The 26,853-nt window shown below is 72.5% G+C and carries 25 protein-coding genes; 15 read left to right on the forward strand and 10 right to left on the reverse strand.

The window, feature by feature from the left end; genetic code table 11:
* Positions 1-121: 121 nt before the first annotated feature.
* Complete coding sequence (locus tag ABEB03_RS38255) at positions 122-931, reverse strand: glutamate racemase (RefSeq protein WP_345657544.1); 810 nt, start codon at positions 929-931, stop codon at positions 122-124.
* Positions 932-985: 54 nt separating this feature from the next.
* On the opposite strand from ABEB03_RS38255, the gene ABEB03_RS38260 reads away from it, so the two are divergent.
* Positions 986-2,161, forward strand: coding sequence for a glycosyltransferase (locus ABEB03_RS38260; RefSeq protein WP_345657545.1), 1,176 nt, complete (start codon positions 986-988; stop codon positions 2,159-2,161).
* Positions 2,162-2,165: 4 nt separating this feature from the next.
* On the opposite strand, the gene ABEB03_RS38265 is transcribed toward ABEB03_RS38260, so the two are convergent.
* Positions 2,166-3,560, reverse strand: coding sequence for a TerD family protein (locus ABEB03_RS38265; protein WP_345657546.1), 1,395 nt, complete (start codon positions 3,558-3,560; stop codon positions 2,166-2,168).
* A 294-nt stretch (positions 3,561-3,854) separates the two neighbouring features.
* On the opposite strand from ABEB03_RS38265, the gene ABEB03_RS38270 reads away from it, so the two are divergent.
* The 4 genes from ABEB03_RS38270 (at position 3,855) to ABEB03_RS38285 (ending at position 8,547) form a co-directional block, all read left to right on the forward strand.
* Positions 3,855-4,295: a DUF6643 family protein gene (locus ABEB03_RS38270; RefSeq protein WP_345657547.1), complete on the forward strand. Its 441-nt coding sequence runs from the start codon at positions 3,855-3,857 to the stop codon at positions 4,293-4,295.
* 45 nt (positions 4,296-4,340) lie between these two features.
* Entirely contained in the window at positions 4,341-5,165 is an 825-nt protein-coding gene (locus ABEB03_RS38275; protein WP_345657603.1) for an MOSC domain-containing protein, read from the forward strand.
* A gap of 184 nt (positions 5,166-5,349) precedes the next feature.
* Entirely contained in the window at positions 5,350-5,955 is a 606-nt protein-coding gene (locus tag ABEB03_RS38280) for an Rv1733c family protein (RefSeq protein WP_345657548.1), read from the forward strand.
* Positions 5,956-6,120: 165 nt separating this feature from the next.
* On the forward strand, positions 6,121-8,547 hold the full coding sequence (locus ABEB03_RS38285; protein WP_345657549.1) for a right-handed parallel beta-helix repeat-containing protein: 2,427 nt from the start codon (positions 6,121-6,123) through the stop codon (positions 8,545-8,547).
* Here ABEB03_RS38285 and ABEB03_RS38290 read toward each other — a convergent pair.
* Entirely contained in the window at positions 8,517-10,880 is a 2,364-nt protein-coding gene (locus ABEB03_RS38290) for a hypothetical protein (RefSeq protein WP_425589358.1), read from the reverse strand. The genes ABEB03_RS38285 and ABEB03_RS38290 overlap by 31 nt on opposite strands.
* A 281-nt stretch (positions 10,881-11,161) precedes the next feature.
* On the opposite strand from ABEB03_RS38290, the gene ABEB03_RS38295 reads away from it, so the two are divergent.
* On the forward strand, positions 11,162-11,992 hold the full coding sequence (locus ABEB03_RS38295) for a DeoR/GlpR family DNA-binding transcription regulator (RefSeq protein WP_345657550.1): 831 nt from the start codon (positions 11,162-11,164) through the stop codon (positions 11,990-11,992).
* A gap of 155 nt (positions 11,993-12,147) precedes the next feature.
* Complete coding sequence (locus ABEB03_RS38300) at positions 12,148-12,627, forward strand: SRPBCC family protein (protein ID WP_345657551.1); 480 nt, start codon at positions 12,148-12,150, stop codon at positions 12,625-12,627.
* 167 nt (positions 12,628-12,794) lie between these two features.
* On the opposite strand, the gene cds1 is transcribed toward ABEB03_RS38300, so the two are convergent.
* Complete coding sequence (gene cds1 / locus ABEB03_RS38305; protein WP_345657552.1) at positions 12,795-13,922, reverse strand: L-cysteine desulfhydrase Cds1; 1,128 nt, start codon at positions 13,920-13,922, stop codon at positions 12,795-12,797.
* A 357-nt stretch (positions 13,923-14,279) separates the two neighbouring features.
* Between cds1 and ABEB03_RS38310 the strand changes: the two genes are divergently transcribed.
* Together ABEB03_RS38310 and ABEB03_RS38315 are read left to right on the forward strand one after the other, a co-directional pair.
* Positions 14,280-14,603 (forward strand): hypothetical protein, encoded by a 324-nt coding sequence (locus tag ABEB03_RS38310; RefSeq protein ID WP_028799621.1) that lies wholly within the window; start codon positions 14,280-14,282, stop codon positions 14,601-14,603.
* 477 nt (positions 14,604-15,080) lie between these two features.
* Positions 15,081-15,626, forward strand: a complete 546-nt coding sequence (locus ABEB03_RS38315; RefSeq protein WP_345657554.1) for an ATP-binding protein — start codon at positions 15,081-15,083, stop codon at positions 15,624-15,626.
* Between the two features lie 98 nt (positions 15,627-15,724).
* Here the strand turns inward: ABEB03_RS38315 and ABEB03_RS38320 are convergent, their stop codons facing one another.
* From ABEB03_RS38320 to ABEB03_RS38330, 3 genes are read right to left on the reverse strand one after another with little or no spacing between them, the layout of a single operon-like run.
* On the reverse strand, positions 15,725-18,286 hold the full coding sequence (locus ABEB03_RS38320) for an ABC transporter permease (protein WP_345657555.1): 2,562 nt from the start codon (positions 18,284-18,286) through the stop codon (positions 15,725-15,727).
* Positions 18,283-19,041, reverse strand: a complete 759-nt coding sequence (locus ABEB03_RS38325; RefSeq protein WP_345657556.1) for an ABC transporter ATP-binding protein — start codon at positions 19,039-19,041, stop codon at positions 18,283-18,285. Before ABEB03_RS38325 ends, ABEB03_RS38320 begins: the two co-directional genes overlap by 4 nt.
* Positions 19,038-19,343: an SHOCT domain-containing protein gene (locus ABEB03_RS38330; RefSeq protein WP_345657605.1), complete on the reverse strand. Its 306-nt coding sequence runs from the start codon at positions 19,341-19,343 to the stop codon at positions 19,038-19,040. Before ABEB03_RS38330 ends, ABEB03_RS38325 begins: the two co-directional genes overlap by 4 nt.
* 170 nt (positions 19,344-19,513) lie before the next feature.
* Here ABEB03_RS38330 and ABEB03_RS38335 point away from each other — a divergent pair, with 170 nt between their 5' ends.
* The 3 genes from ABEB03_RS38335 to ABEB03_RS38345 are packed head-to-tail and all read left to right on the forward strand — an operon-like array spanning position 19,514 to position 21,654.
* Positions 19,514-20,089: a TetR/AcrR family transcriptional regulator gene (locus tag ABEB03_RS38335; RefSeq protein ID WP_345657557.1), complete on the forward strand. Its 576-nt coding sequence runs from the start codon at positions 19,514-19,516 to the stop codon at positions 20,087-20,089.
* Positions 20,090-20,143: 54 nt separating this feature from the next.
* Positions 20,144-20,728 carry a DUF4865 family protein gene (locus tag ABEB03_RS38340; RefSeq protein ID WP_345657558.1) on the forward strand — a complete coding sequence of 195 codons (585 nt, stop codon included), beginning with the start codon at positions 20,144-20,146 and terminating at the stop codon, positions 20,726-20,728.
* A 2-nt stretch (positions 20,729-20,730) separates the two neighbouring features.
* Entirely contained in the window at positions 20,731-21,654 is a 924-nt protein-coding gene (locus tag ABEB03_RS38345; protein WP_345657559.1) for a phosphotriesterase family protein, read from the forward strand.
* A 59-nt stretch (positions 21,655-21,713) separates the two neighbouring features.
* Here ABEB03_RS38345 and ABEB03_RS38350 read toward each other — a convergent pair whose 3' ends face one another.
* Together ABEB03_RS38350 and ABEB03_RS38355 are read right to left on the reverse strand one after the other, a co-directional pair.
* Positions 21,714-22,955, reverse strand: a complete 1,242-nt coding sequence (locus ABEB03_RS38350) for an ROK family protein (protein ID WP_345657560.1) — start codon at positions 22,953-22,955, stop codon at positions 21,714-21,716.
* A gap of 13 nt (positions 22,956-22,968) precedes the next feature.
* Positions 22,969-23,679 carry an alpha-ketoglutarate-dependent dioxygenase AlkB family protein gene (locus ABEB03_RS38355; protein WP_345657561.1) on the reverse strand — a complete coding sequence of 237 codons (711 nt, stop codon included), beginning with the start codon at positions 23,677-23,679 and terminating at the stop codon, positions 22,969-22,971.
* A 65-nt stretch (positions 23,680-23,744) separates the two neighbouring features.
* Here ABEB03_RS38355 and ABEB03_RS38360 point away from each other — a divergent pair, with 65 nt between their 5' ends.
* Complete coding sequence (locus ABEB03_RS38360) at positions 23,745-24,887, forward strand: methyltransferase (protein WP_345657562.1); 1,143 nt, start codon at positions 23,745-23,747, stop codon at positions 24,885-24,887.
* On the opposite strand, the gene ABEB03_RS38365 is transcribed toward ABEB03_RS38360, so the two are convergent.
* Entirely contained in the window at positions 24,877-25,650 is a 774-nt protein-coding gene (locus ABEB03_RS38365) for a helix-turn-helix transcriptional regulator (protein WP_345657563.1), read from the reverse strand. The genes ABEB03_RS38360 and ABEB03_RS38365 overlap by 11 nt on opposite strands.
* Before the next feature lie 71 nt (positions 25,651-25,721).
* Between ABEB03_RS38365 and ABEB03_RS38370 the strand changes: the two genes are divergently transcribed.
* Positions 25,722-26,555 carry a phytanoyl-CoA dioxygenase family protein gene (locus ABEB03_RS38370; RefSeq protein ID WP_345657564.1) on the forward strand — a complete coding sequence of 278 codons (834 nt, stop codon included), beginning with the start codon at positions 25,722-25,724 and terminating at the stop codon, positions 26,553-26,555.
* A complete protein-coding gene (locus ABEB03_RS38375) occupies positions 26,552-26,851 on the forward strand; it encodes a hypothetical protein (protein ID WP_345657565.1) in 300 nt (99 codons plus the stop codon). Before ABEB03_RS38370 ends, ABEB03_RS38375 begins: the two co-directional genes overlap by 4 nt.
* Positions 26,852-26,853: the final 2 nt, after the last annotated feature.

Below are 26,853 nucleotides of genomic sequence, written 5' to 3' on the forward strand. Positions count from 1 at the left end.
GTCACCGGCCCCGGCGCGCGGTCCCCGTACGGAGGGGATTCACACCGTGACCGGCAGTGCTCGCACGTCGCACGGAGCGTGTCCGGCCCGTGACGGGAAGTGGCCTCGGGGCCGGCCCTGCTCAGCGTGTCGGACGGTGGCCTTCGGTCAGCGCGGGACCGACGGCCGAGAGCACGCGGCCTTCCTCGTAGCTGAGCGCGGTCGCGAGCAGCGACCCTTCTTCGCCGCCGAGGAGCACCGTCACGACGGAGTCGGCGGGCGCCTCCGGCCTCGGCGCCTCTCCGATCCTGCGCAGTGCCTGCGCCGCGACCGCACCGGCCGAGCCGTGCAGGACGAGCGGCGGACGTCCGGGCCGCTGCACGGCGGCGCGGATGCGCTCGGCGACCAGTTCGTAATGGGTGCAGCCGAGGACGACGGCCCTTACATCCTCGGGTGTGTGCGCGGCGGCCGCCGCGATCGCGGCGTCGATGGCGTCCTGGTCCGCGTGCTCCACCGCGTCGGCGAGCCCCGGGCAGGCCACCTCGGTGACGCTCACCCCGTCCGCGAACTCGGCGATGAGTCCGCGCTGGTAGGGGCTTCCGGTCGTGGCGGGCGTGGCCCAGATCGCGACGGGGCCGCCGCCGGCGGCGGCCGGCTTGATCGCGGGCACCGTGCCGATGACGGGCACTTCCGGCTCCAGGCGGGCCCGCAGCGCGGGCAGGGCGCGTACGGAGGCCGTGTTGCAGGCCACGATCAGGGCGTCGGGACGGTGTCGCGCGGCGGCCTCGGCGACGGCGAGGGCGCGTGCGGTGACGTCCTCCGGTGTGCGGGGTCCCCAGGGCATGGAGCCGGGGTCCGAGGAGAGCACGAGATCGGCGTCGGGCCGCAGTCGACGTACCGCGGCGGCAGCAGCGAGCAGTCCGATTCCGGAGTCCATCAGCGCGATCTTCACCCGGTCACCATAGACGATCCGCCTCGTCACCCGTCCTGGGGCAGACTGCGGTGGGTGAGCGCCGTGGTGTTTGTCGCTGTGATATCGCTGATCGCGTGGCTCTGGCTGCTGCTCGGCCAGGGCTATTTCTGGCGTACGGATGTACGACTGCCGTCACGCCAGGACCCGGACGAATGGCCGAGCGTCTGTGTCGTCGTGCCCGCGCGCGACGAGGCCGGCGTCCTGCCCCAGAGCCTGCCGTCCCTCCTCGCCCAGGACTATCCGGGGCGCGCCGAGGTCTTCCTCGTCGACGACGGCAGTTCGGACGGCACCGGGCAGCTGGCCCGGGAGCTGGCGGAACGCCACGGCGGGCTGCCGCTCACCGTGGACTCTCCCGGGGAGCCGCCCGCGGGCTGGACGGGCAAGCTCTGGGCCGTGCGGCACGGGATCACCCTGGCACGCGCGCGTGAACCCGAGTATCTGCTGCTGACGGACGCGGACATCGCGCACGCTCCCGACAGCCTGCGGGAACTGGTGGCGGCGGCCCGCACCGGGGCGTACGACCTCGTCTCGCAGATGGCGCGCCTGCGCGTGGAGAGCACCTGGGAACGGCTCGTCGTGCCCGCGTTCGTCTACTTCTTCGCCCAGCTCTACCCCTTCCGCTGGATCTCCGTGTGGAGGGCGCGCACGGCGGCCGCGGCGGGCGGCTGCGTCCTGCTGCGCGCGGACGCCGCCGAGCGGGCACAGGTCCCGGACGCCATCCGGCACGCCGTGATCGACGACGTCGCGCTCGCGCAGGCGGTGAAGCGGAGCGGCGGTCACATCTGGCTGGGGCTCGCCGAGCGGGTGGACAGTGTGCGCCCCTACCCGCGACTGCACGACCTGTGGCGCATGGTCTCGCGCAGCGCCTACGCGCAACTGCGGCACAGCCCGCTGCTGCTGGCCGGGACGGTCCTGGGCCTCGCCGTCGTGTACCTGATGCCGCCGGCCGCCTTCGTCGCCGGCCTCGCCGCCGGGAGCGTGTGGGCGGCGGTGGCCGGCGGGCTCGCGTGGATCGTGATGGGCGCGACGTACGTGCCGATGCTCCGTTACTACCGGCAGCCCGCGTGGCAGGCCCCGCTGCTGCCGGTCACCGCCTTCCTGTACCTCCTCATGACGGTCGACTCGGCGGTGCAGCACTACAGGGGGCGCGGTGCCGCCTGGAAGGGCCGCACCTACGCCCGCCCCGACACCGCGCTCGACGAGAGCTGAGTGACTACTTTCTGCCGGGAGTCCAGTTCATGCCCCACCCGTAGGCGTAGTCGACGGTGCGCTGGGGGCTCACTCCGCGCTCCGGGACCAGGTAGCGGGCCTCACGCTGGACGATGAGGTCGTTGCCGGTGTTGGTGATGAGGGCGAGGGCGCACACCGTCGACGGCACGGTGCACTCGTCGAGGGAGAACTCGACCGGAGCGCCGCTGAACGGCTGGAGCGTCACCGTGGCGTGCAGATCGGCGAAGGAACGCGCCCCTTCATAGATGGTGACGAAGATGAGGATGCGCCGGAAGCTCTGCTTGTGGTCGAGGTTGATCGTGAGGTTCTCCCCACTGGCCACGGCACCCGTGCGGTCGTCCCCGTCGAGATGGATGTACGGCGGCTGGTGCAGCGCCCCGAAGGCGTTGCCCAGGGCCTGCACGACACCCTTGCGTCCGTCGGACAGCTCGTACAGCGCGCACAGGTCGAGGTCGAGGTCCGCGTGCATCGCGACGGCACGGCCGCGCTTGCTGCCCCATCCCGAGAACTGCTTGCGCACCTGCCAGTTGAGGTTGACGCGCATCGCGCCGGAGGTGCCGCCCTGCTTGGTCAGCGAGACCGAGGGAGCCTCCTTGGTCAGCGTCACCTTGGAGAGGCTGACCGGGACGGTGGGAGGCGGGGGCGTGCTCCCGTACGGGGCGGGAGGCGGCGGGCTGCCGTAGGGGGCCGGCGGCGGAGTGCTGCCGTAGGGAGCGGGAGGAGGCGTGCTCCCGTACGGCGCGGGCGGCGGGGTGGCCGCGTAGGGCGAGGGGGCGACGGGCGGGGCCGGCGGCGGCATGGTCACGGGCGGGGCCACCGGCGGTGCGGTGGGGGCCGGGGGTGCGGCGTGCTGGGGTTCGTCCACCGTGATCCCGTAGTCGGTGGCCAGTCCTTCGAGCCCGCTGCCGTAGCCCTGCCCCACGGCGCGGAACTTCCAGGCGCCCTGGCGCCGGTAGAACTCGCCGAGGACGAAGGCGGTCTCGACGGTGGCGTCGGCGCTGTCGAACCGCGCGATCTCCGTGCCCCGCTGCGCGTCGAGCACCCGGATGCCGAGGCCGGGCACCTGCCCGAAGGCGCCGCCGTCGCTGGAGGCGGCGAGCACCACCGTCTCGATGGCGGGCTCCACCCGCGTCAGGTCGACGAGCAGCGCGTCCGTGACCTGCCCGCCCGCGTTCCGCTTGCCTTCGTGTCGCACGGCGCCGGACGCGTGCGCGGGCTGGTTGTAGAAGACGAAGTCGCCGTCCGAACGGACCTTGCCCGAGACCAGCAGCAGCGCCGAGGCGTCCGCGTCCGGCACACCGGGTCCTGAACGCCATCCCAATTCGACGCGCAGCGCGGTCGTCGGCACGGGAACATTGGCTCCCTTTGACATTGACATGTACGCCCCCATCACGTGTCTCCGTACCGGGCCGCCGCGCGGCCGGTCCGCCGGCTCCGTTTCCCGCACAACCTAATCCCCCACCCCGGAGAACTCCCATGACCCGTGCAGGAAGATCCGTGGTCAACCGCCGGTAACCCGCCGCGAACTCGGCCTTTACACGATCCGAGCGCCGTTCGACGTCCTTTTTTGCCGAGTTCGCTCGGATTGGGGATCCCGCGTCACTGCGGACACGGAAAACAACCCTCTTATCGGTCTCCCCAACCAGCACATCGTGGGCTTAACTTATGTGCCATGACCTCCCCCCGCTCCACATACGGCGGCGGTTACTACTCCGCGCCGTCCTTCTTCCCGGACACCCCGATCTACGACTCTCTCGTCGCCGAGCGGGGCACTCCCCAGATCGCACCGATCCGGGTCCCCTCCGCCTACGAGACGGGCAGCCATCTCCCTGCCCTGCCGTCGGCACTCCCCGCTCTGCCCGCCGGCCCGTCCCAGCAGGCACCCGTCTACGGGTACCCGCAGGCCCAGCAGCCCGCTCCGCTGCAACAGGCTCCCGCTCCCTACATCCCGCAGCAGGCGGCCGGCCCGCGTGGCTACCCCGGCCCCCAGCCGCAGCAGCAGCGCCCGATGGCGACCGGCACGGGCTACGAGGCGATGCGCCCCGCGGCCCCGCGCCCCGCACCGGCTCCCTACCAGGATCCGTACAACGGGCAGCAGTACCGCGGCTACTGAGGTATCCGCGACGATTGACCGATGCCTGCTGGCACCATGGCGGTCATGGGGAACGCGCAACTGCACTCGATCCATGTCCATCCGGTCAAGGCGTTCCGGGGCCAGTCGCCCCGGGAGGCCGTCGTGGAGCCCTGGGGGCTGGCCGGAGACCGCCGCTGGGCACTGATCGACGACGGGGGAAAGGTCGTCACGCAACGCCAGCAGCCACGTCTCGCACTGGCCGCCGCCGAGCTCCTGCCCGGCGGCGGCCTGCGGCTGTCCGGGCCCGGCCGCGAACCGATCGACGTCGCCGTGCCCGCGCCGGCCGGCACGACCGTGCTCGACATCTTCGGGGACAAGGTGGAGGGCGTCCTCGCCGACGGCGCCGCCCATGCGTGGTGCAGCGCCTATCTGGGCACCGACGTGCGTCTCGTCCACATGGACGACCCGGCCACCTGCCGCCCCGTCGACCCGGACTTCGCGCGCCCGGGTGAGACCGTCAGCTTCGCCGACGGCTATCCGCTGCTCGTCACCACGCTCGCCTCGCTGGACGCCCTCAACTCACTGATCGCGCAGGGCGACCACGCCCACGAGGGCCCCCTCCCCATGAACCGCTTCCGGCCGAACGTGGTCGTGTCCGGAACCGACCCCTGGGCCGAGGACGACTGGTCGAGGATCGCCATCGGCCAGGTCACCTTCCGGGTGGCCAAGATGTGCGGCCGATGCGTCGTCACCACCACGGACCAGAGCTCGGCGGAACGCGGCAAGGAGCCCTTGCGGACGCTCGGGCGCCACCGTCGCGTGGGGAACCAGCTGATCTTCGGTCAGAATCTGGTGCCCGAGTCCCGCGGCACGCTGCGCGTCGGGGACCCGGTCACCGTCCTCGAATAGTCTCGCGGCCGAGTTCCGTGAGTGGGGGCGTCGAGGGGGAACCCCTGCCCGGGGCACGATCGTTGAGAGTATGAGAAGTCCATGAGAGGGCCACGGGGAGGGTGATTTCGCTCTCTCTTCCCCGGGCCCCCGCGTGGACGGACCGGCTGCGGGTTATCACGGACGCGGAAGGGGGTGCGGGACGGTGCGAGCAATCAGCGGACTCTGGCGCTGGCGGCACAATCCGCTGCGCCGCACGACCGATCTCGTGGAGGCCTGGCTGGGCTTGGCGGCCGTGCTGTTGGTCCTCGCCGTCGCGCCCCTCGTCGGGGCCGCGGTCGGCGCCCTTGCCCAGGACGCCCTCCAGCAGTCCGTCCGGGACCAGCACAGGACGCACCACCTGGTGGCGGCCACCGTCGTCAAGGAGCTGTCCCGCAGTCCCCTGGAGCCCGATCCGGAGACGTCGTCCTCGCGAGACGCCCACAGCCGCGTCCTCGCCGACTGGACGGCACCGGACGGCACGGCCCAGCACGGCGCGGTGATAGCCGACCTCAAGTCCCCCCGTCACGGGGACCACTTCAGGCTCTGGACCGACACCCACGGCACCATAGTCGGCCGCCCGCTGGACAGCGCCACCGCGACGACACACGCCGTGCTGGCCGGATTCGGAGCGGGACTGCTGTGCGCGGGACTTGTCGAAGGGGCCAGGCGCATGATCGTCTGGCGCATGGTCCGCAGACGGTACGCCCGTTGGGACCAGGCATGGGACAAGGCGGGTCCCGACTGGGGCAGGGCCGGCACCGGCAGCTGACGGCCTTCCCGCTACGGTCATCCCGGCGTCCCCGCGCACGCTACGGTGGACCGGCCGAGCGGTTCGGCACCGTCGTGAGAGGCTGTTCGGCAGGGACCCGGGCGACGGGCTGTCAGCAGGGCCTCGCAGGACCCGCGTACGACGAGGTGGGGGCACAACAGCGCCATGGCACAGGGCACGGTCCAGGTGACGCACACCGGCACCTCGCGGTGGCGGCGCCGCACGGGTGAGTACGCATCGCTGGCCGCCGCCCTGGAGGCCGCGGCCGACGGAGACGTCCTCACCGTCGCTCCCGGCACCTACCGGGAGAACCTGGTGGTGCAGCGCGCGGTGACACTGCGCGGCCCCGAGGGCTCCCCCGGCTCCGTGCGCATCGCCCCCGTGGACGGGGTGCCGCTGACCGTGCGCGCCTCCGCCGTGGTCCAGGACCTGCACGTGGAGGGCCAGGACTCGGCCGCACCCGCGCTGCTCGTCGAGGAGGGCACCCCCGAGCTGCTGGACGTCCGGATCGTCACGCGGTCCGCGGCGGGGATCGAGGTGCGGTCCGGTGCCCGGCCCACCGCGCGCCGTTGCACGGTCGACAACCCCGCCGGCATCGGCATCGCCGTACTGGACGGCGGCGGTGGGGTGTTCGAGGAGTGCGAGGTCGTCGCGGCCGGCCAGTCGGGAGTCGTGGTCCGCGGCGGAGCCCGTCCGCGCCTGGACCGCTGCCGGGTGCACCACGCCTCCGGTGCCGGCCTGTCCGCCACCGGCGAGGGCTCCTCGCTCGAAGCGGTGGGCTGCGAGGTGTACGAGGTGAAGGGCTCCGGCGTGCAGATCACGGGGCGGGCCACGGCCCATCTCACCGACTGCGACGTGCACCGCACGACGGCGGACGGCGTCACGCTCGACACGGACGCGGTCCTCACGCTCGCCGACTGCCGCATCCACGACATCCCCGAGAACGCGGTGGATCTGCGCTCGCGTTCCGTGCTCACGCTGACGCGCACCACCGTGCGGCAGTTCGGGCGCAACGGCCTGTCGGTGTGGGACCCCGGCACCCGCGTCGACGCCAACCAGTGCGAGATCTTCGACAGCACCGGCGACTATCCGGCGGTGTGGGTCAGCGACGGCGCGACCGCGGTCCTCGACTCCTGCCGTGTGCACGACGTGCCCGACGCCCTGTTCGTCCTCGACCGCGGCTCCCGCGCGGACGTCGTCGACAGCGACATCTCCCAAGTACGCAACACGGCGGTCTCGGTGAGCGACGGCGCCACCGCCCAACTCGACGACTGCCGGATCCGGGACGCCGCGACGGGCGCGTGGTTCCGTGACCACGGCAGCGGCGGCACCCTGTCCGGCTGCACCGTCGACGGCACACAGACCGGTGTGATCGTCACCAAGGGCGCCGATCCCACCATCGAGCGCTGCACGGTCACTGCGACCGCCGAGGCCGGTTTCTACGTGTCGGCCGACGGCCGGGGCAGTTTCCTCAACTGCCGGGTCACCGACAGCGGGGGCTACGGCTTCCATGTGATCGACGGCTGCCGCTCGACGCTGCGGAAGTGCCGCACCGAGCGGTGCGCGCGCGGGGGGTACGAGTTCGCGGACGGCGGCGCACCCGGTGGGGGCCCGGTCGTCGAGGACTGCACGAGCGACGAGAGCGCCGGGCTGCGTCCGCCGGTGCCCGAGACGGCCGTCCAGACGTCGAGTCCGTCGTCGGGTCTGCTGGGTGCCATCCCGGGCCAGCGGACCACCGAGCACGAGCCCCTCGTCACCGCGGAGGCGCCGGCGCAGCCCGCACGCACCTCCAAGGCGGTCCTCGGCGAACTCGACGCGCTGGTGGGCCTGGAGAGCGTCAAGCGGGAGGTTCGGGCGCTCACCGACATGATCGAGGTGGGCCGGCGCCGGCAGGAGGCGGGCCTGAAGGCCGCGTCGGTCCGCCGCCATCTGGTCTTCACCGGCTCCCCCGGTACCGGCAAGACGACGGTGGCCCGGCTGTACGGCGAGATCCTCGCCTCGCTGGGCGTCCTGGAACAGGGCCATCTCGTCGAGGTGTCCCGGGTGGACCTGGTCGGCGAGCACATCGGCTCCACCGCGATCCGCACCCAGGAGGCGTTCGACCGGGCACGCGGCGGTGTCCTGTTCATCGACGAGGCGTACGCGCTGTCGCCGGAGGACTCGGGGCGGGACTTCGGGCGCGAGGCCATCGACACCCTGGTGAAGCTCATGGAGGACCACCGGGACGCGGTCGTGGTGATCGTCGCCGGGTACACGGAGGAGATGGAGCGGTTCCTCTCGGTCAACCCCGGTGTGGCGTCCCGGTTCTCACGCACCATCACCTTCGGCGACTACGCGCCCGACGAGTTGCTGCGGATCGTGGAGCAGCAGGCCGAGGAGCACGAGTACCGGCTCGCCCCGGGCGCGGCCGAGGCATTGCAGAAGTACTTCACGGCGATCCCGAAGGGCCCCGCTTTCGGCAACGGCCGCACCGCGCGGCAGACCTTCGAGGCGATGGTGGAGCGGCACGCGGGACGGGTCGCCCAGCTGGCGGAGCCGGACACCGACGACCTCACGCTGCTCTACCCGGAGGACCTGCCGGAGCTGCCCTGAGAACCGCCGTCCTGCGGACGGGGAGCGGGGACATCGGGCCTCAGCCGGCTCAGCAGCCACGCCCGCTCGACGTCGAAGACCGGGTCCGCCTGGTAGTCGGAGTGGCCGAGGATCGGTGCGGGCAAAGGGTGTTGTTCGGTCCGTCCGTAGGCGAGCGGGTCTTTCAGGGGTTCGTGGTCGACCTGGGGGCCGCAGTCGCCCGGCAGCAGGACCGGGCCGCCGATGGGGTCGGTCGGACGATAGAGATTGCGCCAGCAGGCGACCTCGTGGTGCAGAGCGGTCAGGGCGGCCGGGCCGAAGTGGGCCGGGAACCAGCGGCCGTACAGGCGCTCCAGCGGCGAGCCGTAGGTGAGCAGGGCGATCCGCTTGCGGACCGAGGGTTTCAGCTGCCAGGCCGCCGCGGCCGCCAGCACACTGCCCTGGGAGTGTCCGGACAGGACGAGCCGTCCGCCGGTGGTACGGATCCACGTGGCCATGCGCCAGGTCAGGTCGGGCACGGCGCGCTCGGCGTAGCAGGGCGGTGCGAAGGGGTGGGCGGCGCGCGGCCAGAACGTGCCGACGTCCCACAGAATGCCGATGGTGCGGCGGGCCGCGGGGTCCTTGTAGGCACGGCGGCCCCAGGTGACGAACAGTATGAAACCGAAGCCGATCAGCCAGGAGCCGAGCGCCTGCGCGGTCTGTGCTCCGCCCCGCACGAAGCCGTACGCACCGTGCGCGGCGTCGCCCGGGGCGTCGCCGGTGGCGAAGGCCCCGACCAGCGCGGCGGCGCCGAGCAGCAGCGTGACGGACGACAGGACGCCGGTCATGACGGGGGCCAGGTCGGTGAGCGTGGCCATCGCGCGGGCGCCCGCGATGCGGCGGGTACGGGTGATGTCCCGGGGCTGTCCCTCGTGGTCGAGTGCGACGGCGGCCATCTCGCGCTCGCGCAGCCGCCAGGTGTGCCGGGCGAGCCGGCCGCCGAGCACGAGGAGGACGAGGAGCAGCGGCGGGATCGCCGAGGCCTGCCAGGTCAGCAGGACGGGCGGGCCGGGGAGCGAGTCACGGGTGCCGTCCAGCCAGTCGGCCATACGCTGGGAGACGCCTCCGGACATGACGCCGCCGAGCGCGCAGGCGAGCATCGCGACGGCGGGTCCGGCGATGCCGCGCATCGCGGTGCGCGGGTCGGGACGTGTGCGGTACAGCGTGTGGGCCACCCCGCACAGGGCGATGACGATCAGGCCTTGGAGGAAGGCGATGGCGCCGAACGTCAGGTCGCCGGGCAGTCGTCCCGTGGAACGCCAGCCCGGCCGGGACCAGCCGGCGTACACCGAGGTCAGGACGAGGAGGACGAGCGATCCGACGGGCAGCCGGCGCACGAGCACGTGGTCCAGCTCCTTGTCGAGCCGGTTCTCGCTGCGCCCGCGTCGGCAGACCACCCAGAGCACGAAGAAGGCGCCCGTCACGAGCGTCGCCTCCAGGAGCGCGCCCAGGGCTTCGAGGACGGCGGGACCGCCGGGCCTTCGGTCGTGGCGGGCCGCGGAGCTGCCGACCGCCGCGGCGACGGTCAGGAAGCCCGCCGCCGCGTGGGCCGCGCGCAGCCGCGCCACCAGGCGGCGCCCGTACCAGAAGCCGGGACGGCCGAGTCCGGTACGGCCGGTCTCCTCGGCGGGCTCCGCGGTGCGGCTCATCGGCCGGTGCGACTCGTAGGCGCTCCAGGTGCGGTGCGACAGGTACCAGAGCAGTCCGGTCAGCGCGGCGGGCACGATGCCGGCGAGGGCGAGCCGGCGACCCGGCTGGCTCCACCATCCACCGCCGGACACGGTCGGTGAGAGGAACCCGAGCCAGGTGTGCTCGCGGGCGCACGCGCGCGTGCCCGCGCACTGCCAGGCGGTGAGGTCGAGGGCCACCTCGCAGACGGCGGCCACCAGGAGCACGGTCAGGCTGAGCGCGGCGAGGCGCACGAGGAGGCCGTAGAGGCGGACGGTGCGCGTGCGTCCGCGTGTGGCGGGCCGCATCCAGTGAGCGAGATTGACGACCATGAACGGCAGCAGCAACAGCCACAGGGCGCGGGTCCCGTTGCCGGACGTGAGGTTGCACCACACGTAGGCCTCGCGCACCGGCCCGTCCCGGTGCTCCTCGGGACGCCGTTCCGCCTCCGCGTCGTCGACGCGGCGGTAGACGGCGGCCGTCTCGTCCCCGGTGACGCGGACCGTCCGTGGATCGTTCAGCATCACCTCGGGTGTCGTGCCGCCCACTCCGTGGACCAGGAGTTCCAGGGCGGCTCCGCCTGCCGTGGGCCGCTGCGCGGGGGTGTCCGGCTCCCCCGTCGAGGCATGTTCCCTTGCACGTTCCACTGTTTCGCACTTCCCCCGTGCCGCGTGTGTCGCATGCGTCGTGTGCCGGCACCAGGATCTCCACTCCGCGGGGTGTGCACACGCGTAGTCACCGAATCTCCCCGATACGTGTGACAGTCGCGCCGCGCGACGCTCGCGATGTCCGTGCGGGCAGTGGAGCGACTGTCGGTGACCCGTGCGAGGATGGGACGTCCTCCAGACCTCGGACAAGGAGAATGTCCACGTGGGAGTGGGTTCGGACGGAGTGTCGGACAGCGTGCGGCGAAAGGACCGGAGCGGACGTGAGTGAGAATCAGAACCTCCTCGCGGAGCAGCGCCGCGCCCTGATCCTTGACGAGGTGCGCCGCCGCGGTGGCGTCCGTGTGAACGAGCTGACGCGCAGGCTCGGCGTCTCCGACATGACGGTCCGCCGCGACCTCGACGCCCTCGCCCGCCAGGGGGTCGTGGAGAAGGTGCACGGGGGTGCCGTGCCGGTGGTCGAGGCGAGCACGCACGAGCCGGGCTTCGAGGCCAAGTCCGGGCTCGAACTGACCGCCAAGGAGGACATCGCGCGCGCCGCCGCCGAGTTGGTCGCGCCGGGCTCGGCGATCGCGCTCTCGGGCGGTACGACGACGTACGCGCTGGCCCATCAGCTCCTCGACGTCCCGGACCTGACGGTGGTCACCAACTCGGTGCGGGTGGCGGACGTGTTCCACACGGCGCAGCGCACGTCGGGTCAGCGGCAGGGGGCCGCGACGGTCGTCCTGACCGGTGGTGTGCGCACGCCGTCGGACTCCCTGGTCGGGCCCGTGGCCGATCAGGCCATCGGGGCTCTCCATTTCGACGTGCTGTTCCTCGGCGTGCACGGCATATCGATCGAGGCTGGTCTGTCGACTCCGAACCTCGCGGAGGCCGAGACGAACCGGCGGCTCGTGCAGTCCGCACGGCGCGTCGTCGTGGTCGCCGACCACACGAAGTGGGGCACGGTGGGCCTGAGTTCGTTCGCCGCGCTCGATCAGGTCGACACGCTGGTCACCGATGCCGGGATGCCCGCGGCGGCGCGTGTGGAGATCGCGGAACACCTGAGGCGCCTGGTGGTGGCCGGTGAGCCCGGAGACGGTACAGACATCTGACGGTCCGACAGCTATGGTGACGTGGCCCGTGCCGCCGCCGCTGTGCCGATCGCACAGCGGACGCCGTCGCCCGTGCGGCCGGTGGGGCGGGTGCGTACTGGTCATCGCCCGCTGACTGCCACCCGGGACTCCGTTCCCGCTAGGGGGTTTCGTTCATGGCACGCCGTCTGCGTCCCGTGGGACCCGACTTCGTCGAGACCGCACCGCTGCGTCTGGTGTTCGCGCGGGTGGTGAAGGCCCCTCCCGAAGCCGTCTTCCACTCGCTCGCGGAGGACGTGCCCGGCTGGAGCGAGTGGTTCTCGGCGGTGACGCTCGCCCGGCCCATCGCGGACGGCGCCGGCCGCGAGGTCCGCCTCAGGGGCGGCACGCGCTTCACGGAGTCGGTCCTGACATCCCGGGCGCCGGAGGTGTACGCGTACCGGGTGGACGCCACGAACGCGCCGGGGCTGCGTGCCCTCGTCGAGGAGTGGCGGCTCTCCCCCGACCCGTCGGGCACCCGGGTGCAGTGGACCTTCGCGGCGGACGGGACGGCTCTGTTCCGAGCGGCTCTCACGCTCGGCCGCGCGGGTCTCGGCCGCGCCTTCCGCGACGCGGTGACGGCCCTGGACCGCCGATTGGCGTCGGCGCCCGCCTGACGTCGACGGACGTCGCCCGAAACGTGGTGCCGGGCCGGCTGCCCGCGGCGCGCCCTTGCCGCGGTCCGGCCGCCCCGCCCGTGCCACAGGCCCGGCCACCCGCGCCGTCGGTGCGGCCCCCGCAACCCGCCCTGGCCCCCGATGCCCCCGGCGCGGCACCCGTGCCGTCAGTCCGGCCAGACGCCCGTCTCCAGCAGCGACGTGATGGCCGCCGTGTACGGCTCGATGTCCAGTCCCTGTTCGGCCAGCCATTCGTCGGAGTAGTACTTGTCGAGATAGCGGTCCCCGGGATCGCACAGGAGCGTGACCACGCTCCCCTTGCGTCCCTCGGCCACCATCTCGGCGACGATCTTCAGGGCGCTCCACAGGCCGGTGCCGGTCGAGCCTCCCGCCTTGCGCCCGATGGCCTGTTCCAGGGCGCGTACCGCGGCGACGCTCGCCGCGTCCGGCACCTTCATCATCCGGTCGATGGCGCCGGGCACGAAGCTCGGCTCCATGCGCGGTCGGCCGATGCCCTCGATCCGCGAACCGCAGTCGCAGGTGACCTCGGGATCACCGGTCGTCCACCCCTCGAAGAAGCAGGAGTTGTCCGGGTCGGCGACGCAGATGCGGGTGTCGTACTGCATGTAGTGGACGTAGCGCGCGAGGGTGGCCGAGGTGCCACCGGTGCCGGCCGTGGCGACGATCCACGCGGGCTCCGGGAAGCGCTCCAACTCCAGCTGACGGAAGATGGATTCGGCGATGTTGTTGTTGCCGCGCCAGTCCGTGGCCCGTTCCGCGTAGGTGAACTGGTCCATGTAGTGCCCACCGGTGTCGACCGCGAGCGCGGCCGACTCCTCGTACATCTTGCGCGAGTCGTCAACGAAGTGGCATTGCCCGCCGTGGAATTCGATCAGGCGGCACTTCTCCGCGCTCGTCGTGCGCGGCATGACCGCGATGAACGGCACCCCGATGAGCTTGGCGAAATAGGCCTCGGAGACGGCGGTCGAACCGCTGGAGGCCTCGATGACGGGGCGGCCGGGACGGATCCAGCCGTTGCACAGCCCGTACAGGAACAGCGAGCGGGCGAGCCGGTGCTTGAGGCTGCCGGTGGGGTGGGTCGACTCGTCCTTCAAGTAGAGGTCGATGCCCCACTTCTCGGGCAGCGGGAAGCGCAGCAGGTGTGTGTCGGCCGAGCGGTTCGCGTCCGCCTGGACCTTGCGGACGGCTTCTTTCAGCCAGGCCCGGTAGTCCGCGTCACTACGGTCGACGTCGAGGGTTGCGCCGGTCCGGATCTGCTGGGGAGGGGTGCTCACGGCGGGGCTCCTTATGCGTCGTGCCGACGCCGTTCAACTGTGTCGGACACCTCGATCATAATCAGCTTCCACACGCTTCTCACCTGCATAAACACACCTTTGAGCGCCTCAAAGACGGGCCTGGGGAGCGGGCCGTGCGGCCATGGGGGCGCACACCGGCGCGCGCTCCCGTCGCGACCACCGGACCGTCATGCGCACTGGTGCTCGCCGCGACCTGCGGGCAGACTGCACCGCACGGAAGCGTCCCGCGTGCCGCCCGCGGCGCGGGACCATGGTCCGGTGCGGTGCACACTGGATCGCGGATCGACGCGGGACCGCGACAGGGCAGAGCCGAAGCGCACAAGGGGGCGGGGCATCATGGCGGAGCCGGAGTTCACGGCCACGGGCGTGCGGATCGGGAAGAGGCTGCGCTCGCTCACCCGGGCGGGACAGGTCCGGATCAGCGACGGCAGGCTGCAACTGCTCACCAGCTACGGCAGCGAGATCGACAGCGCTCCCGTGCAGGCGGTGCGCGCGTCCAAGCCGTGGTTCGCGCACGAGGACCGTGCGTTGGCGGACGTCAACGGCACCCGCTACTCGCTCACCCTCGGCGAGCACGACCCCGCGCCCGGCGCTCCGGGGCCGCCCTCGGCGCGCCGTTTCATCGAGGCGGTGCGCAAGGCGGCGGGGCGCAGCGGCTGAAGCGGTATCCGGCGGCGGCGCATCCGGGCCACGGCCCGGAGCGCACGGCGGCCGGGCGGCAGCAGCCCGGCCGCGGCGGGCCGAACGGCCGCAGGGCACGGCTCCCGCGCTCCTCCCGCCGCGCAGCCGCGGGGCTCCGCGGCCTCGGGAGCCTCGGGCAGAGGAACGAAAGGGCACCCGGAACGGACCGGCGGCACCGACGGACCCGAGCCGGTCGGCACCTCAGGACACAGCATCCGAAGCAGTACACGAGGGCGGTCGGCCCAGGTGGACGCACACGGCGTAGGCGACTGACAGCGCCGCGAGTTGCGGGACCGCACCCCCTGAGTCACGCTGTTCTCACATCACTCTGGGTTTACCGGCGATAACGCTGCGAACCAGCCCGCCGGCCACCACAGCAGGCGGCCGTTCCACTCAGCCACTCTGCTGGATCCGATCTCCGCCTTCTTCCGGACCTCAATTCGGGGAGTCGCAGCCGTGATCAGCGAGCCAAGCAGGCATTGCACGGTGGAGCTCCAAGCCCTGCCGTCGCGGATCGGCCAGGTCCGCAGAATCGTATCTGCGCAGTTGCGCTACTGGCATATGGACGCCCTGATAGACCGGGCCGCGCTCGGCGTGACCGAGCTGCTGTCCAACGTCCATCAGCACGCCCAGCCCGACAAGCTGTGCACCGTGAGCATCGAGCTGTTGCTCGACCGGCTCACGGTCTCGGTGTACGACCACGACCCCCGCCTGCCCGAGGTGCGGGACGTGGACCCCACCTCCACCTGTGGCCGTGGCCTCGCCATGGTCGCCGCGGTGAGCGAGAGCTGGGGTGTGCGGCCCGAGGGCGAGTCGGGCAAGGTCGTGTGGTTCACGCTCCCGGCGCCCTCGGCGCCGGCCCCGACGCCGGTGATCGCGGCGCCCGCGGTGGCCTCGCCCGCCCGCACCCCGTACGACGCCGCCTGCGCGACCGCGCTCCGCCAGACCGTCGACGGACTCCGGCCCGAACACGCTCCCGCCCGGTCAGCCGTTCCCGGCTGACCGGGCGGTGAACAACCTCTCGCGCATCGCGGGAGCATGTGCGCCGTTCGGCCTCCCGCGGCACACCCCGCCGCCGGGGCCGCACGTCACTCAGCGGCTCACTCGGTGGCGATGGCGCGCAGCACGTCCAGGCGTGCGGCCCTTCGCGCCGGGCGCAGGCCCGCGAGGGCGCCGGCGGCGAGGCCCACCAGCGCCACCACGACCAGCTGCACGGGCGGCATCGCGAAGGCGAAGCTGCTGTCCGACGCGCCGTCGGACGCCTTGACGAGCACCCAGCCGAGGAAGGCACCGAGGGCGAGTCCGCCCGCCGTGCCGAAGGCGGCCACGAGGACCGACTCCCAGCGGACCATGGCGCGCAGCTGGGCCCGGGTCTGTCCGACCGCCCGCAGCAGGCCCAGTTCACGGGTCCGCTCGTGGACCGCGAGCGTGAGCGTGTTGGCGATGCCGAGCAGGGCGATGAGCACGGCGAGCGCGAGCAGTGCGTAGACGAGGGTCAGCATCATGTCGATGCCGCCGGCCGAGGACCGCGCGTACTCGTCACGGGTCTGCACCTCGGGGTTGCCGAACCTCTGGGCGACCTTTTCCACCGCCGCCCTGCCGTCAGCCGTGCTCACCCCGTCCTTGAAGGAGACCGCCACGAGGGTGTCGGAGTCCTGGATGCGGTGCGGGGCCCAGGCCGCGCGCGTGATGACGTAGTCGCCCGCCAGTTCGGACCGGCCGTAGACGGCGCGGACGGTGAAGTCCCGCTGCCGGCCGTCGGTGAAGGTGAGCCGGGCCGTGCCGCCGGGCCTGAGGTGCTGCCGGTCGGCCTCCTGCTCGGTGACCGCGATGCCGTCGGTGCCCAGGCCGGCCAGGGAGCCGCGGACCTCGCCGAGGTCGAAGACCTTGCCGAGTGCGACCGGATCGGTGACGGTGAGGGCGCGCCCGCTGCCGTTGACCTCCGCGACACCGCGGCCCAGGCCGACGGCGTGCTCGACGGTGGGCTGCCGGGCGATCGCGGGAGCCAGTTTCGGACTCAGCCCACTGCCTCCGGCGCCGAACGACGGGGTACTCACCGCCACGTCACCCGCGAAGGACCGGGAGACGGTCTGGTCCATGGTGGCCTTGAGCGAGGCGCCGAAGACCGTGAAGAGCGAGACGACGGCGACGCCGATCATCAGCGCGCTCGCGGTGGCGGCGGTCCGTCCGGGGCTGCGGAGGGCGTTGCGGCGGGCGAGTCCCCCGGTGACGCCGCGCAGTGCTGCGAGCGGGCTGCCGAGGATCCGTACGGCGGTCGTGGACGCGATGGGGCCGAGCACCACGAAGGCGGCGAGGGCCAGCACCGCGCCGAGCCCGGCGAGCCACAGGGACGGATCCGCCAGCACGCCGGTGAGGGTGCTGCCGAGCGCCAGCGCGGCCAGACCGCCACCGGCCACGGCACGCGTGCGCGAGGTCCCGGACCGGTCCACCGACGTCTCCCGCAGGGCGGCGAGCGGCGCGGTGCGCCCGGCGCGGACGGCGGGGAGCAGCGCGGAACCGAGGCAGACCACCACGCCGACCGCGAGCGGCAGCAGCATGGACAGGGCCCCGATCACCAACTCCCCCTCCGGGAAGGGGAATCCGATGGCCGGGAACAGTGCCTGGAGGCCGGCGGCGATGCCGACGCCGCCCGCGAGTCCCACGGCCGACGCGATCACGGCGACGACGCTCGCCTCGGCGAGGGTCGAGACGGTCACCTGGCGGCGGGAGGCTCCGAGGGCGCGCAACAGGGCGTTCTCACGGGCGCGTTGGGCGACGACGATCGCGAAGGTGTTGTGGATGGAGAAGGTCGCGACGAGGAGCGCGATGCCGGAGAAGACGAGCAGGAAGGTGGTGAAGAGGGTCAGGAACTGACTGGAGATCATGTCGGTGTTCTCCTGCGCCGACTCCTGGCCGGTGATCGCCTCGACTCCCTCGGGCAGGACGGGTTCCAGGTCCCTGACGAGGGTGCGCTGATCGACACCCGGGCCTGCCCGCACGCGAATGCTCGCCGCCTCGCCGGGCTTCGCGGTGAGGTACTTCTCGGCGTCGGCCTGCGTCATTCCCGTGAACGTCACCTGCGCCATGCCGTCCTCGCCACCGAAGGTGGCGAGGCCCACGATCGTGACCGGGACGGGGTCGGGTGTGCGCAGGGTCGTCGTGTCACCGATCTTCAGGTGGCCCTTCTCGGCGGCACCCCGGTTGACGACGACCTCGCCGGACTTCGCGGGGGCGCGGCCCTCGGCGAGCCGGTAGGCGTTGAGCCGCGGGTCGTCGATCCAGTTGCCCGCGAGGGTGGGAGGGCCCTGGCCGCCGACGGGTTCGCCGTCGGAGCCGACGAGTTGGCCCGCTCCCTGGATGTCGGGCGCGGCTGCGGCGACCCCCGGAGTTTGCTCGATGGTCTTCACCAGGGCGGTGTCGACGGGCCGGCGTACACCCTGGCTCTCGCCGGGTGTGGTGATGGTGTCGGCGCTGCGGACGACGGCGTCGGTGCCCTCGGCCGCGTTGCCGAACATCGAGTCGAAGCCGGCGCGCAGCGTGTCACCCATGACGAGGGTTCCGGCCAGGAAGGCGACGCCGAGGAAGACGGCGAAGAACGTGCCGGCGAAGCGGCGCTTGTGTGCCCTCAGGGAGGACACGCTGATGCGGAGCGCGGCGTTCATGACGGTGCCCCCTTGGCGTCGAAGGCCTTCATCCGGTCGAGGACCCTGTCGGCCGTCGGAGACTCCATCCGGTCCACGAGGCGTCCGTCGGCGAGGAAGACGACCTCGTCGGCGTGCGCGGCGGCGACCGGGTCGTGCGTGACCATGACGACGGTGCGGTCCATCTGACGCACCGCGCGGCCGAGGAGGTTCAGGACCTCCTCGCCGGAACGGGAGTCGAGATTGCCCGTGGGCTCGTCGGCGAAGACGACCTCGGGCTGTCCGGCGAACGCCCTTGCCACGGCGACGCGTTGCTGCTGTCCTCCGGAGAGCTCGGCGGGGCGGTGGTGGAGCCGGTCGCGCAGCCCGACCACGTCGACGAGAGCGTCGATCCAGTCGCGCGAGCCCTTGATCCCGGCGAGGTCCATGGGCAGGGTGATGTTCTCCGCGACGGTCAGTGTCGGGACCAGGTTGAAGGCCTGGAACACGAAGCCAATACGGTCGCGGCGCAGCAGCGTCAGACGACGGTCGTCGAGGGAGCCCAGTTCGGTGCCGCCGATGCGGGCGGTGCCCGAGGTCAGGGTGTCCAGGCCGGCCGCGCAGTGCATGAGGGTGGACTTGCCGGAGCCCGAGGGCCCCATGATCGCGGTGAAGCGGCCGGCCGGGAAGCCGACGCTCACCCCGTCCAGGGCCCGCACGGCGGTGTCCCCGCTGCCGTACACCTTGACGGCGTCGGTGACGCGGGCCGCGTCCCGGGTGGCGGTCGTGGTGGTCACACCGCACCGCCCTTGCCCGTGCGGCCGAACTGCTCGTCGAGGACGGAGAGACGGCGCCAGTACTCGTCCTCGTCGATCTCGCCGGAGGCGAAGCGGCGGCCGAGCACGGCGATCGGCTCGTCGCCGACCGGACGGCCGTCGGCGGGGCCGAAGGCGCCCGTCCCGCGCCACGGGCCACGTCGGCCGCGCCAGGCGGTGCGACGCAGGACGGTCACGACGCCGATCACGACGGCCGCCCAGATCAGCGGAAAGAAGAGGATCCACGGGCCGGGCCCGCCGTCCCAGTTCGCCAGGGTCTGCATCTCGGTCATCTCCTCGGTGGGATGCGATGGGTTCGTTGCGATGCATCGAGACTGGCTCCGGGAGGGGGCCCGAGTCGTCGTACGGCCAGCGGCCGTACGCGTACCTCCCCGGGAGTACGCGAGACGCCTTCGGCTGCTTCCTGCACGCCCTCGACTCTGTACCTATCAGTATGTACAGTTGGGTCATGAGCACCCAGGAGCGACTGATCGAGTCCACACGCGAGCTGCTGTGGGAGCGCGGCTACGTGGGCACGAGCCCCAAGGCCATCCTGGAGCGCGCGGGTGCCGGCCAGGGCAGCATGTACCACCACTTCAAGGGCAAGCCCGATCTGGCTCTCGCCGCGATCCGGCGCACCGCCGAGGAGATGTGGGCGGGCGCGGAGGCCGTGCTGAGCGCGCCGAGGTCACCGTACGAGCGCATCGAGGCGTATCTGCGCCGCGAGCGCGACGTGCTGCGCGGCTGCCCCGTCGGGCGGCTGACGATGGATCCGGAGGTGATCGCGAGCGACGAACTGCGCGCGCCCGTCGACGAGACGCTCGACCGGCTGCGCGAGCGCCTGGCCGGGATCGTCGAAGAGGGCAAGGAGCAGGGCCAGTTCGCGCCGGCACTCGACGCGGAGGAGATCGCCGCGACGATCCTCGCGACCGTCCAGGGCGGCTACGTGCTGGCACGCGCGTCCGGGTCGCCCGCCGCCTTCGACACAGCGGTGAGAGGACTGCTCGCCCTGCTCACCCCGCTGCGTTGACACCACGCGCGGACGCTCCCCCGGATCCGACACCTCTCCCCGAAGGGGCATCGCATGCACGCCATGCAGTACGAGCTGACCTTCCCCGCCGACTACGACATGGGCATCATCCGCGACCGTGTCGCCAGGGTCGGGCACCTGCTGGACGACTGGGACGGACTCGGCTTCAAGACGTATCTGATGCGCGAGCGCGGAGTGGACGGCTCGCCGGTGAACCAGTACGCGCCCTTCTACCTGTGGAACACCACCGAAGGCATGAACCGGTTCCTCTGGGGCGGCCCGTTCCAGGGGCTCGTCGACGACTTCGGCCGGCCCACGGTCCAGCACTGGACCGGTCTGGCGTACGAGGAGGGCGGCGCCGCACGCTCACCCGCCCGGGTCGCGGTGCGCCGAAGGGAGCACCTGGAGCCGGGAGTGGAGCTGTCCGAGGCCATGGAGGAAGCGGTGCGCGAGGCCGGGCGGACCGCCGCGCTGGACGGGGCGGTCTGCGCCGCCGCGGCCGTCGACCCGAGGCACTGGCAGCTCGTCCACTTCTCGTTGTGGGACCACGACTCCCCCAAGGTCACGGGCGACACCTACCAGGTGCTGCACATGTCGGCGCCGGGCCGTGACAGGCTGCCGCGCGGACGGCAGTGGTGAGCATGCCTCCCGCCACGGCCGCCGCGACGGTGCGCACGGTCCTCGGTGACGTGCGCCCCGAGGACCTCGGGGTGTGCGACGCCCACGACCACCTCTTCTTCGCCAGCCCGCGGCTCCCCGGCCAGGAGTTGAACGACGCGTCGGCCGCCCGCGCCGAACTGGCCGCGTTCCGCGACCGTGGAGGCGCTGCCGTGGTGCAGTGGACGCCGTACGGTCTCGGACGGCGCGCCGCGGACCTGCCACTGCTCGCCCGCGACACCGGAGTCCATGTGGTGGCCGCGACCGGGCTCCACCAAGCGGTGCACTACGGGCCGGAGTTGCTCGCCGAGCTGCGCGGCGGGCTGGCCGAGGTGTTCGTCGCCGAACTCACCTCGGGCATCGGCACATCGGGGGTGCGGGCCGGTCTGATCAAGGTCGCGGGCGGTTTCCACGCCCTGGACGCGCACGCCCGCTGGACGATGAGCGCTGCGGCCGAGGCCCACCACGCGACGGGCGCGCCGATCGCCGTCCACCTGGAGCTGGGCACCGGGGCCCTCGACGTACTCGACCTGCTGTGCGGCGCGTTGGGGGTGCCACCGGACCGGGTGGTGCTGGGCCACCTCAATCGCTCACCGGACTTCGTGGTGCAGCGCGAGGCCGCCGAGTCGGGAGCCTTCCTCGCCTTCGACGGCCCCTCCCGCACCCATCACGCCACCGACTGGCGCATGCCCGACGCCCTGCGGGCCCTCGCCGACGCCGGCTTCGGCCACCGGCTCCTGCTCGGCGGGGACACGACGACCGCCGCGGCACGCTCGGTCGACGGCGGTCCGGGCATGCCGTATCTGCTGCGGCGGGTGCGTCCGCGGCTCGAACTCGCCGTCGGCAAGGACCTGGTGGCCCGCATCCTCACCGAGAACCCCGCGCGGGCGTTCGCCACCGCGTGGTGAGGTGCCCTCTCTCGGGGGAGGGCACCGTCACACCCGTGGCCGTCGCGGGGGCAATACGCCTAGACCCCGGCCAGGGCGGCGGGCGGATCGTCGAGCACCGGTTGCCAGGCCAACTCGGCCGCGCCCACCAGGCTGTTGTGGTCGAGGGTGCAGGCGAGGATGGGTACGCCTCCGCTCTGGCCCCACAGACTGCGGTCGGCTACGACGGCGCGCAGCCGGTCCGGGTCGGCGTCGAGAAGGGTCCGGTGCAGTCCGCCGAGGATGATGCGGTCCGGGTTCAGGATGTTGACGAGACCGGCGAGTCCGAGACCCAGCCGGTCGATCAGCGCCTCGACGGCCGTACGGACCCCCGGATCGGCGGACTCGTCGCGGATCAGGTCGTTCGCCTGCTGGAGCAGTGACACCTCGGGGCCGGGTTCGCGGCCCGCCGCCGTGAGGAAGGCCAGCGGGTCCGCCTCGACGTCGAGGCAGCCGCGGCTGCCGCAGTAGCAGGGGCGTCCCTCGGGGTTCACCGTCAGGTGGCCGACCTCCAGGGCGAGGCCCGAACTGCCGGTGTGCAGCCGTCCGTCGAGCACCAGGGCGCCGCCGACACCCCGGTGGCCGGTGGCCACGCACAGCAGGTCGCGGGAGCCTCGGCCCGCGCCGTGCCGGTGCTCGGCCAGGGCGGCGAGGTTCACGTCGTTGGCGGCGAACGCGGGCCCCTGGATACCCGCGGCGCGCACCCGTTCCGCGAAGATCCGGCGCACCGGGGAGCCGGCGGGCCAGGCGAGGTGCAGGGGGTTGAGGGCGAGCCCGTCGGGTTCGGCGACGGCGGACGGCACGGCGAGTCCGGCACCCACGCAGCGCCGCCCCGTCTCGCGCAGCAGCTCCGCGCCCGCCTCGACGACCGAGCCAAGGACCTTCGCCGGGTCGGCGTCGACGGTCTCGCAGCCGGGCGCGGTCGCCACGATCCGGCCGCCCAGGCCGACGAGCGCGGCACGGAAGCCGTCGGCGTGCACCTGCGCCGCCAGCGCGACGGGTCCGTCCTCGGCGACCTCCAGCCGGTGCGAGGGCCGGCCCTGCGAACCCGCGGCCGCCCCGGGGCGCGCGTCGACCCGGATCAGCCCCAGTGCCTCCAGCTCCGCGGCGACCGCACCCGCGGTCGCGCGGGTGACGCCCAGCTCGGCGGTGAGCACGGCTCGCGTCGGCGCACGCCCGGTGTGCACGAGCTCCAGCGCCGGCCCGAGCGCCCCGCGCCCCCGGTCCAGCCGCGTCCGCGTGTTCCCTTCCCCCGTCGCCCGGGGGCCCGCCTTGCCGTTCATGAGGGCGAGTCTGTCATGATCCGCTCGTTCGGTCGCCCGTGCGGTCGCCGGGCGGCCGCGTGCGGCCCGGTGTCCGGAATCCGCTGACCCTGAGGGTGACGTTCAGGCGTCCGGTCAGCCCCAACTCGGGCGGCGCGGTGCCCGCGTGCACCCGCGGCACTCCGTGGTACGCGAGCCGCGACGCCCCGCCGAACACGAAGAGGTCGCCGCTGCGCAGGTCCACGTCCCGGTAGGGGCGGGCCCTCGACGCGGTGTTCCCGAAGCGGAAGACGCAGGTGTCACCGAGGCTCAGCGACACCACGGGGGCGTCCGACTTCTCGTCGCTGTCGCGGTGCATGCCCATGCGGGCGTCGGCGCCGTAGAAGTTGATCAGGGCGATGTCGTACGGCGCTGTCGTGGCGGCTTCGGGCCCCAGGGCGGCGTGGACGGCGTCGCGGCCGAGTGCGGCCAGCCACGGCGGGAGGGGCTTGACCGGGGACCCGTCACCGTCGACCACCGTGCGGGCGTACCCGTACGGGTACCAATGCCAGCCGAGGCAGACCTGCCGGGCGGTCATGGCGCCGCCGCCGGGGGTACGGACGGTGCGCAGCCCCGCCGGTGGGCGGGCCCACGCGCGGCAGGCCTCCAGGAGCCGCCGCTGGCGGTCCACGTCGAGCCAGTCCGGGACGTGCACCGCGCCCGGCGCGATCTCCGTACAGGCGCGCGGAAACAGCTCACTGTCCATGGAACCCATCATCACGCACCCGGCGGACGGGTACTGAGCTGCGGCTCCGATAGCCTTGACGCACCATGAACGACCGTATGACCACTCCGTGGGGCGAGTACGCACTGGCCCGCTTCCCCGAGGACCCCCGCGACCGGCTGCGTGCCTGGGACGCCGCCGACACGTATCTGCTGCGGCACCTCGCCGAGAGCGGGACCCCGCTGACGGGGTCGGTCGTGGTCGTCGGCGACCGGTGGGGCGCGCTCACGACGGCGCTTTCGGCGCACCGGCCGACGCAGATCACCGACTCGTTCCTCGGGCAGGAGGCGACGCGGGCGAATCTGGCGCGTGCCGGTGCCGAGGAGGCCGGTGTACGTCTTCTCACCACGCAGGACGCCCCTCCCGGGCGGATCGACGTGCTGTTGGTCCGGGTACCGAAGAGCCTCGCCCTCCTGGAGGACCAGCTGCACCGGCTGGCACCCGGCGTGCACGAGGGCACGGTCGTCGTGGGCACCGGGATGGTCAAGGAGATCCACACCTCGACGCTGCACCTGTTCGAGCGGATCATCGGTCCGACCCGCACGTCGCTCGCGGAGAAGAAGGCCCGGCTGATCTTCTGCACCCCGTATCCGGGCATCGCGCGGGAAGCCAACCCGTGGCCGTACAGCTACCGGCTCCCCGACGGCGTCGGGCCGGTCTCGGGCCGCACCGTCGTCAATCACGCGGGCGTCTTCTGCGCCGACCGGCTCGACATCGGCACCCGGTTCTTCCTCCAGCATCTGCCGCGCAGCCGCGGCGCCGAGCGGGTCGCGGACCTGGGCTGCGGAAACGGCGTGCTCGGCACGGCGGTCGCGCTGGCCAATCCCGAGGCCGAGGTGCTGTTCGTGGACGAGTCGTACCAGGCGGTGGCGTCGGCGGAGGCGACCTACCGGGCGAACGCCGACGGGAGGGCCGAGTTCCGGGTGGGTGACGGTCTGGCGGACGTCCCCGCCGGGAGCGTCGATCTCGTCCTGAACAACCCGCCGTTCCACTCGCACATGGCGACGACGGACACCACCGCGTGGCGGATGTTCACCGGGGCCCGGCGGGCGCTGCGGCCGGGCGGTGAGCTGTGGGTGATCGGCAACCGCCACCTCGGCTACCACCTGAAGCTGCGCCGGCTGTTCGGCAACAGTGAACTCGTGGCCGGTGACGCCAAGTTCGTGATCCTCAGGGCCGTCAGGAAGTAGTCCCGCGCAGCGCGCGCGGGGAGGCGCCCAGTTCGCGGCGGCACGCCTTGTTGAAGGCCTGCAGGTCGGGGATGCCGACGGAGGCGGCCACGGCCGGGATGGACAGCGTCGAGGCGCGCAGCAGGTGATGGGCGCGTTCCAGCCGGCGGCGACGGATGTACGCCACGACCGTGGTGCCCGTCTCGGCGCGGAAGAGCCGGGTGAGGTGGTTGTGGGACACCCCGGCGGCCCGCGCGATCCGGGGGATCGTGAGCGGGGCGGCGAGGTGGGCCTCGATGTGGGCGATCGCCGTGCCGACCGCGGGGTGCGGGCCTGCTTCGGCGGCGGCCCGCGGGGTGAGGTCGGCGATGCGCCACAGCGCCGTCCAGATCTCGGCCCGGGTGCGCTCGGGCGTGCCGGGGGCCGCCGCGATCGCCTGCCGCATCAGCTGGGAGAGCGCGGGGAGTTCGGCCCCGGTGTCCTGCACGACGGGGAGCGTTCGCGAAGGGCCGCGGGGTGCGATGCGCAGATGGGCGTAGAGGTGTTCGGAGCGGCCCTGGTAGCGGTAGCGGACGGTGGCACCGGGCGGTACGAGGCTCACCCGGCCGGGGCGGACGAGGTGTGCGGTGCCGTCGACGGTCAGTTCGGCGTCGTACTGGTACAGGTGCAACTGCCACAGCTCGGGCAGCCGGAAGACGTCCGTGGGGCTCGCGACCCCGTGCACGCCGACCCCCGCGTTGACGACGGCGGGCGGCTCCCCGAGGTGCAGCTGCGTCTCCCGCATGGTGAGAAATTACCAGCAGTGGTGAATGGGGCCAACGCGCCGAGGACGCGCGCGGACCTACGTTGGCGCTCATGACCACCACGTGGGAGCAATCGACAGGCAGCACCCTTCTCAGTTCGGTCGCGATGGCGCACTTCGTGGCCCACGGCTCCTTGCGACTGGATGCCGTGGTGCCCGCCGAGATGAACGCCGAAGGGATGGAGGTGCTGCGCGGGGGACTTCCCGACGTGCCGTACGGCACACCCGTCGCGGACGCCTACCCGGAGGGGTCGTTCGTCCGCCGGCTCCTGGAACTGCCGGTCGTCGCCGGTGCGCTGCGGAGTCTCGTCGGCCCGGGCCCGTCCGTCGACCATCATGCCGTGCACATCCGCGAGCCGCGCGAGGGCCAGGCGCAGCCGCTGCACGGTGACGCGATCATCGACGTGCGCACCGACGCCTTCGACGTCCAGTTGATGTACTACCCCCAGGACGTCACGCTCGACATGGGCGGCACCCTCAGCGTCCCGGGCAGTCATCTGCGTCGCACGAACGAGTCGGACACCGGGCGCTACCAGAATCTGCGCGGGCAGAGCCGGCTCGTCTGCCCGGCGGGCACCGTGGTGTTTCTGCACCATGGGCTGTGGCACGGCGGGCGGCGCAACGACAGCGACACGGCGCGCTACATGTTCAAGATCCGTTTCAACCCGGCGGTACGCCAGCGGCGGCTGTGGGACACCTCGGACCTCGGGGACGCCCGGGTGGCGGAGGAACTCGCCACGACGTTCCCCTGGTACGAGCCGGCGACCGGCCGGCTGGAGGTCTACAACCGCGTCCTGCTGTGGCGCTCGCTGACCGGGGACGACTCCTACGACCTGGACCACTGGGTGACCCGGGTCTCCAACCGCCCGCAGGAGGAAGCCGTATGAGTGTCCGTCAGCAGGTTCTGGTGCTGTACCTCGCCACCTCGGCACTCGATTCCGAGGTGGTGGGCTGGTCGTCCTACGACGGGACGGGCCGCACCTCCCCGACGACCGGGGACGGCGACGAACCGCCCTACGAGTCGGGCGTGCACGCCCTGGAGGACGGCTGGCGGCTGTTCCAGGCGGCGCAGCTGCTTCCGCCGCATCCAGGGCACGAGTACGACGTGTCGTTCCTCAAGCACGAGTTCTTCTTCGAGAAGCTCGTCGAGGCCGGCGCCGTTTCGGGCGGCGGCCCCGTGTGACG

The organism is Streptomyces siamensis, from assembly GCF_039543605.1.
Taxonomy (GTDB): domain Bacteria; phylum Actinomycetota; class Actinomycetes; order Streptomycetales; family Streptomycetaceae; genus Streptomyces; species Streptomyces siamensis.